Origin of the sequence: Halochromatium sp. (genome assembly GCF_046541315.1) — a bacterium.
In the GTDB taxonomy this organism is placed as follows: domain Bacteria; phylum Pseudomonadota; class Gammaproteobacteria; order Chromatiales; family Chromatiaceae; genus Lamprobacter.
In genome coordinates, this window is record NZ_JBKHDN010000071.1 from 1 (window position 1) to 12,518 (window position 12,518).

Annotated in this window: 8 protein-coding genes; 5 read left to right on the plus strand and 3 right to left on the minus strand. The window is 63.5% G+C overall.

Annotation, left to right across the window (positions count from 1 at the left end):
- Positions 1–168 precede the first annotated feature (168 nt).
- Positions 169–1,272, plus strand: a complete 1,104-nt coding sequence (locus ACLFQI_RS06655; protein ID WP_410758119.1) for an endonuclease — start codon at positions 169–171, stop codon at positions 1,270–1,272.
- 240 nt (positions 1,273–1,512) lie between these two features.
- On the opposite strand, the gene ACLFQI_RS06660 is transcribed toward ACLFQI_RS06655, so the two are convergent.
- On the minus strand, positions 1,513–1,866 hold the full coding sequence (locus ACLFQI_RS06660) for an HMA2 domain-containing protein (RefSeq protein WP_410758120.1): 354 nt from the start codon (positions 1,864–1,866) through the stop codon (positions 1,513–1,515).
- 274 nt (positions 1,867–2,140) lie between these two features.
- Between ACLFQI_RS06660 and ACLFQI_RS06665 the strand changes: the two genes are divergently transcribed.
- From ACLFQI_RS06665 to ACLFQI_RS06680, 4 genes are all read left to right on the plus strand, one after another.
- On the plus strand, positions 2,141–3,292 hold the full coding sequence (locus ACLFQI_RS06665) for an LbtU family siderophore porin (RefSeq protein WP_410758121.1): 1,152 nt from the start codon (positions 2,141–2,143) through the stop codon (positions 3,290–3,292).
- A gap of 35 nt (positions 3,293–3,327) precedes the next feature.
- Positions 3,328–4,188, plus strand: a complete 861-nt coding sequence (gene rsmA, locus ACLFQI_RS06670) for a 16S rRNA (adenine(1518)-N(6)/adenine(1519)-N(6))-dimethyltransferase RsmA (RefSeq protein ID WP_410758122.1) — start codon at positions 3,328–3,330, stop codon at positions 4,186–4,188.
- 53 nt (positions 4,189–4,241) lie between these two features.
- Positions 4,242–6,638, plus strand: a complete 2,397-nt coding sequence (gene lon / locus ACLFQI_RS06675) for an endopeptidase La (RefSeq protein WP_410758124.1) — start codon at positions 4,242–4,244, stop codon at positions 6,636–6,638.
- Positions 6,639–6,718: 80 nt separating this feature from the next.
- The gene (locus ACLFQI_RS06680) at positions 6,719–9,526 is read left to right on the plus strand and encodes a UPF0182 family protein (protein WP_410758125.1); all 2,808 of its coding nucleotides are present in this window, start codon (positions 6,719–6,721) and stop codon (positions 9,524–9,526) included.
- Positions 9,527–9,593: 67 nt separating this feature from the next.
- On the opposite strand, the gene ACLFQI_RS06685 is transcribed toward ACLFQI_RS06680, so the two are convergent.
- Positions 9,594–10,670, minus strand: coding sequence for a glycosyl hydrolase (locus tag ACLFQI_RS06685; protein WP_410758126.1), 1,077 nt, complete (start codon positions 10,668–10,670; stop codon positions 9,594–9,596).
- A 34-nt stretch (positions 10,671–10,704) separates the two neighbouring features.
- Positions 10,705–12,518: DEAD/DEAH box helicase (locus ACLFQI_RS06690; protein ID WP_410758127.1), on the minus strand; the 1,814-nt coding region annotated here is incomplete at its 5' end.

Below are 12,518 nucleotides of genomic sequence, written 5' to 3' on the forward strand. Positions count from 1 at the left end.
GGCCGAATCTGCTAGGCTCTCGCGTCGAATCCAGCGCAGTCACCCTCCTCCATGGCCCGTCGTCCCACCTCCTCGTCGCGTTCCCATCCCCGCCGCCGCGCTTCAGCCAAGAAGCCAACGTCCACTGCCGCGAAGAACCGGCGCAGTCGGTCAAGGGCGCGTGCCCGCGTGCTAGGCCCGAGGCTGCGCCGCGCGCTGGCGCTGTTGCGCAACCTGGCGATCGGCATCGCGCTGCTCTCGACCCTCGTCTATACGCCGGACTCGGTCACCGAGAGTTGGCCCGAGCCCGTGCAACAGGCGCTGGCGTCCATGCGCGACACTCATGCGTTGATCGGCGAGATCGGCAACGAGTGGATCCGCGCCGGCGCCAATTGGGTCAGCCGCGTGAGCAACGAGGGGTTGATACAGAGCGTCGAAGCGCTGTCGGGGATGTTTGGCGGCAGCGACTCGGCCGACCCGCAAGCGCTGCTCTCCGAGTTCGGTCACTGGCTGCCGGACTTGGGCGATCTGCTCGAGGATTGGCTGCGCGACCTGCTCGGCGATTGGCTGCCGGGACCGAGCCTGCCGGCCGGCGGGGGCGATCTCCCGCGCGTGGCCGAGAGCTTTTCCAAGGCCAAGGATCTGCTCTACCAGCGCATCTACCGCGGCCATCGGGAAACCGCCTACTGCGGCTGCGGTTACAACGGGCGCCGCCAGGTGGACCTGGCCAGCTGCGGGCTCGAACGCTACGCCAGCAATGAACGCGCGCGCAGGGTCGAGGCCGAGCATGTCTTCCCGGCGGCGCAGTTCGGCAACTTCCGCCGCTGCTGGCGCCATCCCGAGGCCTATCGCGACTGCCGCGAGGCCGACGGCGACCTGCTCTCCGGGCGCGACTGCTGTCTGCGCGTGGACGAGACCTTCCTCGTCGCGCACAACGATCTGCACAATCTGGTTCCCGCGGTCGGCATGATCAACGGCGACCGGCGCGACTACCGCTGGGGAATGGTCGCCGGCGGTGTGCGCTACGGCGACTGCGGCCTCCGCATCGATGCCGGCAACCGCCGCGTGCAACCCCCCGACGCGCTGCGCGGCGATATCGCGCGCATCATGCTCTACATGCGCGATACCTATGGCTTGCGGCTATCGCGCCAGGACGAGCGGCTGTTTCAGGTCTGGAGCGAGGGCGATCCGCCGGACGCATGGGAGCAGCGCCGCCAGCAGCGGATCAGGCGGCTGCAGGGTGTCGAGAATACGCATGTGGTGGATGCGCTGACGCCGCCGCCCGCTCAGTGATGATCGCTCGCGCGCTGGTGGCGCACTGCCCGTATGGTGACCGTCTCGGCATCGTCGATCCCAAGGAGTGCCACATAGCCAAAAGCGCCAAACGGGATCAGCGGCTCACGCAGGCAACGGCGGGTCGATCGATGCCTCACGACGAGTAACGCGACCCCGGGCTCCTGGCGAACTCGGCGCGCTCACCGAAGGCGTGCGCGCCGAGCGTCCATACCCGCCATGGGCGAAGCTCAAGCTCGCTCAAACGAGCACGCCGACGAGCCCCCGCGCGGACTGCTCCACCGCCTTCTTCACCATGGCCCCGACCAGGGCCTTGCCGAAGGTCTCGCCGAGTTTGTGCGAATGCGTGCTCTCGCGCCAGGCCGCCGCCATGCAGCCGAGTTCCTCAAGGGCCGAGAACAGCTGCGCTCGACTCAGACGCTCGGGATCGTACTGGACAAGGATGCTCGATGCGCGTTGGTTGATCTGCACCTCGCGGATACCCTCCATGGCCATCAACCGGGCCTGAGCAGCGCGAGCACGCTCACCGTGACAGCGGAACGCCTTGGAACGCACGCGGATGCGGCCGGGGACATGATGGATATACTGGCTCATCTTCGATCAAACTCCAAAGGATTGAGAACGCCCAAGGGAAGAAGCGCAACAGGAACGGTTCTTATTATACTGTCGGTCCGAGTCGGACGCAAGACGCTCTCATCGTCTTCGATCCAAGGCTATCATGCGCGCTTGCGTGTTGGTTATACTGTCCGCGGGCGGTTTTGTAATACGCTGTTTCAGCGGCGCGGCCACCTTCGGCTCAGCTGCTACCGCTCATGTTCTACCTCATCACCCTTTCAACCTCATCACCCTCGGATTGGAGCCTGACATGATGAAACGACCACTCAGCTGGGCCATTGCGATGGTTCTTGGCGCCGGCGCTGCAAGCCAGGCGACCGCGCAGACCCTGGAGGAGCGCGTGCGCCGCCTCGAGCAGGAGAATCGCCAACAAGCCGCCGACATAGCTCATCAAAAACAACAACTTGAAGAATCCCCGCAACGCGATGGCGCTGGCGGCGGGGGCTGGTTTGAGAACGTCGATATCGGCGGCGTGATCGAGATCGAAGGCGTCTACGTCGACCCTGCCGAGGGGTCGAGCGAATCGGATCTGGAGCTGGCGAAGCTCGAGTTTGAAATCGCCGCCCAGGTTACCGACTGGCTCAAGGCCGAGGCCGTGATAGAGAATGACGATGGCATCGCGGTCGATGTCGGGATGATCACTCTCGCCAACCCCGCGGTCTCACCGCTGTTCTTCAGCGCGGGCCAGTTCTACGTGCCCTTCGGTGCCTATGAGACGAACCTAATCTCCGGCACGCTGACGGAGGAGATTGGCGAGACCCGCGAGCACGCCGCCCAGGTCGGTTTCGACCATGGGGGCTTTAGCGGCAGCGTCTACACGTTCAACGGCGACAATAAAGTCAACGGCAAGAACCGGATCGAGAGTTGGGGTGCCAACCTGGCCTTCGCTCAGGAACACGAAGGGATGGCTTGGGGGGCCGGTGCCGGCTATATCAACGATCTTGGGGATTCGGACAACTTGCAGGGGAGCCTCGCCGACAACCGCGCCGGAAGTGATCCAACCGAGCGCACTGGCGGTTGGACCGCGAACCTGTCGGCGGGCTACCAGGACTTCAATCTGATCGCCGAGTACCTCTCGGCCGCTGAGCGCTTTGATCCAGACAGCCTCAGCTACAAAGACAAAGACGAGGGCGCGTTACCGGCGGCTTGGAACATCGAGCTTGGCTACAGTTTCGACACCTTCGGCAAGGAGTCGGTCGCCGCCATCGCCTATCAGGGTACCCGCGAAGCGGTCAACCTAGAGCTGCCCGAGGAGCGTTGGTCCGTCGGTTGGTCGATCGGTATTTTCGACAATACCGCGCTGTCTTTCGAGTATGCCCATGATACCGACTACAGCACGCGCAACGGCGGCACCGGCGACAACAGCAACGCCTTCATCACGCAATTGGCGATAGATTTCTTCTAGCGCCAACGAGACGCGCAGCGCGCTACACTGCGCGGATGCAACACCATCCGCGCAAGCGCTTCGGCCAGAATTTCCTCCATGACCCCGGTGTCATCCAGCGCATTCTCGATGCACTGGAGCCGATGCCGGGCCAACATCCGGGCCAGGATTTGGGCCAGGATTTGGACCAGCATCTCGTTGAGATCGGCCCCGGCCAGGGCGCGCTCACCGCCGGTTTGCTGGAGAGGGCCGCGACGCTGGATGTCATCGAACTCGACCGCGACCTGATCCAGCCGCTCGCCGAGCGCTTCAACACCCCCCGCCTACGGATTCATCAAGCCGACGCGCTGACCTTCGATCTTTGCGCGCTGCGCCCGCCTGCGGCGCCCCGGCTGCGCCTGATCGGCAACCTGCCCTACAACATCTCGACCCCCTTGCTGTTTCGTTTCCTTGACCAGGCGGACTGCATCGAGGATCTGCATCTGATGCTGCAGAAGGAGGTCGTGGAGCGAATCACCGCAGCCCCCGGCAGCAAGGTCTACGGGCGGCTCTCGGTGATGGTGCAGACCCGCTGCTCGGCCCAGCGCCTGTTACTGGTCTCGGCTGGGGCCTTTCGGCCCGCGCCGAAGGTCAGCTCGGCGGTGGTGCGACTGCGCCCGCATCGTCCGCCGCCCTACCCGCTTGCCGATCCGGCGTGGCACGCGCGCCTGGTCGCAGCGGCCTTCGCACAGCGGCGCAAGACCCTGCGCAACAGCCTGAGCGGACTGGTCGCGCCGGAACGGATGAGCGCGCTCGGGATCGATCCCGGCGCCCGTGCCGAAACCCTCTCGATCGCCGACTTCGCCGCGCTCGCCAATGCCCCGACCGATGCCCCGCCCAATGCCCCGAGCGCTTGCATTGCATCGCAAATACCCTGAAATTGGGCAGCGTTTTGCAGTGCGCCGATGAGATGAGTCGAGAGGAGCCGCCGATGAGCCACGAAGTCTACGACACCGAGCAGCGAGAAGACCAAGGCCCAGAACAGGACGAGGTCAAGCTAGCGCGCGCCCGGGATGTGTTGCCGTCGCTGATCCATCTGCTGCCGGTGGCCTCGCGGCCGTTCTTTCCGGGCCAAGCCGTGCCGCTACTTATGGACGCCGAACACTGGCTGCCAACGATGAAGGCGGTCAGCGAGACCCAGCACAAGATCCTCGGCGTGGTGCTGGTCGACAGCGACACCTCCGAAAAGGCGCACAGCGCCGACTTCAAGCCGGTCGGCACCGCCTGCCGCGTGCATCGCGTGCACTCGGAAGAAGGCAAATTGCAGGTGCTGGTCGAATGTCTGCAACGCTTCCGCATCCAGGGCTTCGTCAACCGCAAGCGCCCGTTCACGGCGCGCGTCGATTACCTGCCCGAGCCCAAGCCCGAGCCGGAGGATCAGGTCAAGGCCTACGCCATGGCCGTGATCAATACCATCAAGGAGCTGCTGCCGCTCAACCCGCTGTATGTGGAAGAGCTGCGCATGTTCCTCGATCGCTTCGGCCCCGATGATCCCTCGCATCTGGCAGATTTCGCCGCCAGCTTGACCACATCAAGCAAGGCGCAGCTGCAAGAGGTGCTCGAGGCGGTGCCGCTGATGAAGCGCATGGAGAAGGTCCTGGTGCTGCTCAACAACGAACTCGAGCTGGCCAAGGCGCAGCACTCGATCCGCCAATCGGTCGAGGAGCGCATGCACAAACAGCAGCGCGAGTTCTTCCTCAAGGAGCAGCTCAAGGCGATCCAGAAGGAACTCGGTATCGCCAAGGACGACCGCACCGCCGAGGTCGACAAGTTCAAGCAGCGCCTCGAAAAATTGACCCTGACCGAGGAGGCGCAAAAGCGCGTCGACGAGGAGATGGACAAGCTGGCGATGCTGGAGACCGGCTCACCCGAGTATTCGGTCACGCGCAACTATCTGGACTGGATCACCCTGCTGCCCTGGGGCCAGCATTCCAAGGACAAGCTCGATCTCAAACGCGCCCGGCGGGTGTTGGACCGCGACCACTACGGCCTCGCCGACGTCAAGGACCGCATCCTCGAATTCCTCGCCGTCGGCATCCACAAGAGCGAGATCGCCGGCTCCATCATCCTGCTGGTCGGCCCGCCCGGCGTCGGCAAGACCTCGATCGGGCGTTCGATCGCCGACACCCTCGGGCGGCGCTTCTACCGCTTCTCGGTCGGCGGCATCCGCGACGAGGCCGAGATCAAGGGCCACCGACGCACCTACATCGGCGCCATGCCGGGCAAGTTCCTGCAGGCGGTGAAGGACGCCGGCACCGCGAATCCGGTGATCATGCTCGACGAGATCGACAAGATCGGCGCCAGCTACCACGGCGATCCGGCCTCGGCGCTGCTCGAGGTGCTCGATCCGGAGCAGAACGTCGATTTCCTCGACCATTATCTCGATCTGCGCTTCGATCTGTCGAAGGTGCTCTTCGTGTGCACCGCGAATCAGACCGACAGCATCCCCGGCCCGTTGCTCGATCGCATGGAGGTGATTCAGCTGTCGGGCTATATCGCCGACGAGAAGCTCGCGATCGCTAAGAAGTATCTGTTGCCGCGGCAGATCGACCGCGCTGGTCTGCCGAAGGATACGGTCAAGCTCAAGACCAAGGCGCTGCGCGCGTTGATCGAGGGCTATGCCCGCGATGCGGGCGTGCGGCGTCTGGAAAAACAGCTCGGCAAGATCGTGCGCAAGGTCGCGGTGAAGATGCTCGAAGGCGCCGAGACCCCGATCGAGGTCGATTCGGAGACGCTCAAGGATTATCTCGGCAGTCCGGTGTTTCGCGACGAGCGCAAGCTTTCCGGCCCCGGCGTGGTCACCGGCCTGGCCTGGACCGCGATGGGCGGCGCGACGCTCAGCATCGAGGCGGTGCGCACCCATGAATACACGCGCGGCTTCAAGCTCACCGGGCAGCTCGGCGATGTGATGAAGGAGTCGGCCGATATCGCCTATGGCTACATCGTCAGCCACGCGGCCGAGTTTGACGCCGATCCGGCCTTCTTCGAGAAGGCCTTCATCCATCTGCATGTGCCGGCGGGCGCGACGCCCAAGGATGGTCCATCGGCCGGCATCACCATGGCCTCGGCGCTGCTCTCGCTGGCGCGCAATCAGTCGGTGCGGCGCATCGCGATGACCGGCGAGCTGACGCTCACCGGCGAGGTGTTCCCGATCGGCGGCGTGCGCGAGAAGCTGATCGCCTCGCGCCGCGCCGGGATCAAGGAGATCCTGCTGCCGGAGGATAACCGTGGCGAGTTCGACGAGGTGCCCGAGCACATCCGAAAAGGACTGACCGTGCACTTTGTCAGTCGCTTCGGGGATGTGGCCGCGCTGCTGTTTTCGACCTAGCAGGCCTGGCCGCTCGACCTCATTGCCGGACAACCCCGCCCCAAAGGCGGCGCATTTTTGCCCAGGATTCAAGCAACGAGATGAGGGCCGTGCGCTCGCGCCTTGGAAGCCAAGAGGCTCGATACGATCGATATCAGGGCGATCGCATCCCGCGATCTCCCCCCGCTGTTTTTTCTGTTTCTTATTTCAACGGACAAGGTGTCGTTATGGCAAGCAAGCGTCTCTGGCGTCGGATCGGTGTCTTCGTGCTCGTCGCTATTCCGCTGATACTGGCGATCGCTTTGCCGATCATCGGGTTGTTCTATGCCGACGTGGTCGTGGACATCTGGTGGTACCAATCGCTTGGTTTGGGCTTTTATTTTTGGCTGCGTCTGTTGTACAGCTACGTCGTGTTCACGGTTTTCACCGGGCTGTTTTTCTTGTTCTTTTATGTTAATTTCCGAATCGCGGCCCGCTCCATGCGGAGCGTATCGTTGAGTCGGAAAAAATCCCTGTTGCGGCTTAGGCGTGAGAATAGACGCGGGAAACGAAAGAATGCGTTGATTCTGGATTCGGAAAGCGATCGGCAACGCGAACCCTTCAGCCTGTTGTCGGCGATCATCTTTGGGTTGCACAAATTCTCCATACTGATCGCGCTGGTCCTGGCGATCGTTCTCGCCTATCCACTGTATTCTCACTGGGAAGACACGCTGTTATTCATCTTCGCGCCCAGGGCCGGTATCACGGACCCGGTCTATGGTCAGGATATCAGCTTTTATCTGTTCGCGTTGCCGGTCTTTCGCTCGATCCTGCTTGAGGTGTTTTTCGCGCTCAGCATCCTGCTGGCGATCCTTGGCCTGACTTACTTCCTGCATTTCCAGGCGTTGAAGATGCGTGAGCTGACGATCGGGAGGAGCGCGCGCCGGCATCTCAGTGTGATCCTTGCGCTGATGTTTGGCATCGGCATCGCGGAATTGCTGTTCCAGCGTTACGGGTTGCTGTATACCGATAGTCATACGCCGCTCTTCTTCGGCCCCGGCTACACGGAAATGACGATCGTGCTGCCGTTGATCTGGGCCTCGATATCGATGCTCCTTGCCCTTGGCGTCAGCAGCATTTGGTTTCTGAATACGAAGCGCGGCATAGCCATCGTCACGGCGTTCGTGGTGCTGCTGAGCGCAACCCTAAGCCTGCGCTATTGGGAGGCGATCCCGAAAGCGGTACAGGACTACCTGGTCGAGCCGGACGAGTTGGCGCGGCAACAGGTGTATATCGAACACAATATCGCCGCCACCCTGGATTCGTTCGGGCTGAGCGAGGTCGAGACGCGTCCCTATGTGGTGGCGGTGGATGCTAGCGAGTCCGAGGACAGCGACCGCGACGAGATTGTCACGATGACGCTGCGCAATATTCCGCTGTGGGATCGCGACGTGCTGCTCGACGTCTATCGCGAAATGCAGGAAATTCGCAGCTATTACAGCTTCCTCAGCGTCAACACGGATCGCTATACCATCGATGGCCGTTATCAGCAGGTCTTTCTCGCCGCGCGGGAATTGGACTTCGATCGCTTACCCCAGGATTCGCAAAATTGGGTGAATCGCTGGTTCAGGTACACTCACGGCTATGGTGCGGTGATGTCACCGGCGGCGCAGGTCGGCGAGGAGACCAAGCAATGGTTCCTGAAGGATATGCCGCCGCGCTCGGAGTCTGGCTTGACGACCAAGGAGCCCGGTATCTATTACGGCATGCAGGATCTGTATGACGTGATCGCGCCCAATGCCTTGGGGGAGATCTCCTACCCAGGCGAGGTCGGGGTGGTACAGGACGATTATCGCGCCGATACCGCGATCCCGATCGATGGCTGGTTCAGGCGCGCGATCTTTGCCCTCTATTATCGCGATTACAAGCTGTTTTTTACCAAGGCCATCAGGTCGGATAGCCAGATCCTGATCCGGCGCAATGTGCCGAGCACGATTCTTCAGGTCACACCCTTCCTGGAACTCGACGACGATCCCTATTTGGTGGTGACACCGGAGCATCTGTACTGGATCCTCGATGCCTATACGCTGTCCGATCGCTATCCCTATGCAGAGCCGGTGAACCGCCTGGTCGACGCCCATCCCGATCATGGCATGTCGAGCCCGATCCCCAAGCCGTTCAACTACATCCGCAATTCGGTGAAGATCGTGGTCAATGCCTATACCGGCGAGATGGATTACTATCTTGCCGATCCCAGCGATCCGATCGCGCGCGCCTACCGGCGGATGTATCCCGGCCTCATCAAGGGCATGGACCAGTTTCCGGAGGCCCTGCAATCGCATATCCGTTACCCGCGGGGTCTCTTCACGACCCAAATGCACGTGTATGCCAAGTATCATCAGACGGATCCGGCGGTGTTTTATGGCCAGGAGGATCGTTGGATGTTTCCACGGATTACGCGCGCGAGCGAAGTCAAAACGCTGTCGCCCTATTATGTCACGCTGAATCTGATCGACCCCTCGCGCTTCGAACACTTGCTGTTGGCGCCGATGAATCCAAAGGGGCGCGACAACATGCGGGCCTTCGCGGTGGTGAGTTCGGATGCGGAGAACTATGGCCGGATCGTCGTGTATAGCTTCCCCACCGGCGTGCTGGTGCTGGGGCTGGCGCAGATTGACGCGCTGATCGAACAGGATTCCGAGATTGCCGAACAGTTCACGCTCTGGGGGCGCGGTGGCGCCGAGATCCAGCGCGGCAAGCTGATATTGACGCTGGTCGACGATGTCATCACCTATGTGCAGCCAGTCTATCTGAAGGCGGCACAGGGCGTGCAGATCCCGCAACTCAAGCGGGTGATCGCGAGTCAGCACGGCAAGGTGGCGATGGCACGCTCGCTAGAGGAAGCGATCGCCAAGCTGGGCGAGCGGTAGCGCGCCCCGTCTGTTCCCGGATCTCGTCCGGCAGCGGGCGAAGAGGCGCCAACCGCGCGCGAAACGCTCAGCGCCGAGCGCCATTCCAGCGCGCCCAGCGCGTCAGGTCGGAGCCTTGGCTGAGCGCAAGCCCGATCCGATGCCGTGCCGCCAGCTCATCGCCGTGACCGAGGCCGGTTTCGTTGACGCCGACATAGTAGAGCCGCCAGGAACCGTCCTCCATCGGCACCAGGCAGGGCGCGCCGACCGCGAACGCATCCCAGGCCCCGGAGCCGCTCTCGGCATGGGCGAAGATCGAGCCGTCCGCCTCCGAGCCGGGACGGCGCGTCCAGTGCACGCCATCGTCGGATTCGGCCAGGCCGATCGAATGGCCGCTGCCGGCGACGCCCTCGTAGACCATCAGCCAGCGGCCGTCGTGCCAGAGCACCTGCCGGGTGCCGATGCCGAGGCCATCGAAGGCTTCCGGCTCGCCGGGGCCGAGCACCTGGCCGCGTTTGCGCCAGTGCAGGCCATCGTCGGACTCGGCCAGACCGACCCCAAAGACCATCCGCGCCGGGTCCAGGCTGTGATAGTAGAGGCGCCAGAGATCAGGGCGCGCCCGCACCACCTGGGGCCAGCCGATGGAGGCCGCATCGAAGGCATTCGGCTCGCCGAAGTCCAATAGGGCGCCTTGATAGGGGCCGTGAAGACGTTGCCAATGCATCCCGTCGCGCGAGATCGCGCAGCCCGGCCGCAGACGCAGACCTTTGACCGCGAAGCGCCCGATCCGGAACTCGCTGTGGTCGCCGCCCAGGTACCACATCCAATACAGCCCGTCCTCGTGGCACACGCAGCTGACGCCGACATGGGTCGAATCGAAGCGCGCCGGATCGGGATGCGCCTCGAACACGGCTCCGCGCGTGAGCGGGCCACTGATGCGTCGCCAATGCAGCCCGTCGTCCGATTCGGCCAGGCCGACACGACCGGTCGGCAGATTGATCTCCCGGTCGAAGCCCTGGTCGCGGCCGAAGTACCACATGCGCCAACGTCCATCCGGCAGGCGCAGCACGCAGGGGCCGGAAACCCGTTCGTCATCCCAGTGCCCGGCGGGTCCGGGTCCGAAGAGCAGACCTGTCTGCATGGCATCTTGAGCAGCTTGCGTCATCGAATGGCTCCAGGAACGCGGGCGCCGCCGCCCATCAGACTGCGTCCAGCGGCGCGAAGAGCAGATCCAAATCTTCATGACTCAGTGACTTGGCGGCGCTGCCGCCCCCTTCGAGCATCGCATCGGCCAACGCCTGCTTGCGCTCCTGCAATTCGGCGACGCGCTGCTCGACCGTGCCCTCGGTCAATAGCTTGTAGACGAACACCGGCTTGTCCTGGCCGATGCGATGGGCACGATCAGTCGCCTGACGCTCGGCGGCCGGATTCCACCAGGGATCGTAATGGATCACGGTATCGGCGGCGGTCAGGTTCAGGCCACTGCCGCCGGCCTTGAGGCTGATCAGGAACAGCGGCACCTCGTTGGCCTGGAAGCGGTTCACCGGTGTCTCGCGATCACGGGTCTGGCCGGTCAGCTTGACGTAATCGCGATCCTTCTTCTGATCCATCCGCTGCTCCAGCGCCTCCTCGATCAGGCTCAACATGCTGGTGAACTGCGAGAACAGCAACAGGCGCCGCCCCTCTTGCTGCAATTCGCCGAGCAGCTCGATGAGCAGATCCAGCTTCGCCGAGCCCTTCACGCGCCGCGCGCTCTCGAGCGAGACCAACCGCGGATCGCAGCAACATTGGCGCAGCTTCAGCAAGGCATCCAGGATGATGATCCCGCTCTGCGCCAAGCCCTTGCGGGCGATCTCCTTGCGCACCTTCTCGTGCAGCGCGAGACGCAGCGTCTCGTAGAGATCGCGCTGATCGGCGGCCAAGGGCACTTCGCGCAGGATCTCGGTCTTCGGCGGCAGCTCGGCGGCCACCTGCTCCTTGGTCCGGCGCAACAGGAAGGGCGCGATCCGCCGGCGCAGATGCTCGGTGCGCTCGTGCTCGCCATGGCGCTCGATGGGGGTGCGGAACAGGCGCCGGAAGCCACGCTCGTCGCCGAGTAGATCGGGCATCAGGAAATCCATCAGCGCCCAGAGTTCGCCGAGATGATTCTCCAGCGGTGTGCCGGTCAGACACAGCCGATACCGCGCCGCGAGCGAGCGCACCGCTTGCGCGCCCTTGCTGCGCGGGTTCTTGATCGCCTGCGCCTCATCAAGGATCAGCAGATGCCAGGACTGGGCGCGGAGCACCTCCAGATCGCGCGGCAACAGCGCATAGGTGGTCAGCACCAGATCCTGCTCGCCGAGCCGATCGAAAGATTCCTGGCGTTTTGGACCTTGCAGAATGACCACCCGCAGCGAGGGCGCGAAGCGCTCGGCCTCGCGCTTCCAGTTGAACATCAGGCTGGTCGGCGCCACCACCAGGCTGGGCCGATCGGCCCGACCGGCCGCCTTTTCGACCAACAGATGCGCCAGCGCCTGGATGGTCTTGCCCAACCCCATATCGTCGGCGAGCACGCCGCCCAGCTTGAAGTCGCGCAGGAATTGCAGCCAGTTCAGGCCCTCTTGCTGATAAGGGCGCAGCTCGGCCCGCAGCTCGGCGGGCGGAGCGACCGGTTCGATGCGCTCGAACTCGCGCAAGCGCCGGCCCCACTCGCGCGCCTGCTCGCCGCCGCGCCAGCTCAGGTTCGGCGCCTGTCGTTCCAGCTCGGCGAGTTCGGCGGCCTGCAGGCGCGACAGTCGCATCCGGCCATCGCCGCGCAAGCGTGCCATCGGGTCGTAGAGTTCAATCAGGGTCGAGAGGATCGGCTTCAGGCGCTCGGCCGGAAAGAAGATGTAGCGTCCATCGTCGAGGCGCAGACTGAAGCGCGTTTCCTCGCTGAGTTCGTTGAGCGCGCGCGACGAGAGATCCACCGCCGGATTCTGGATCAGGTTGAGCAGGATCGGCAGCAGATCCAGACGCTCGCCATCGACCTCGA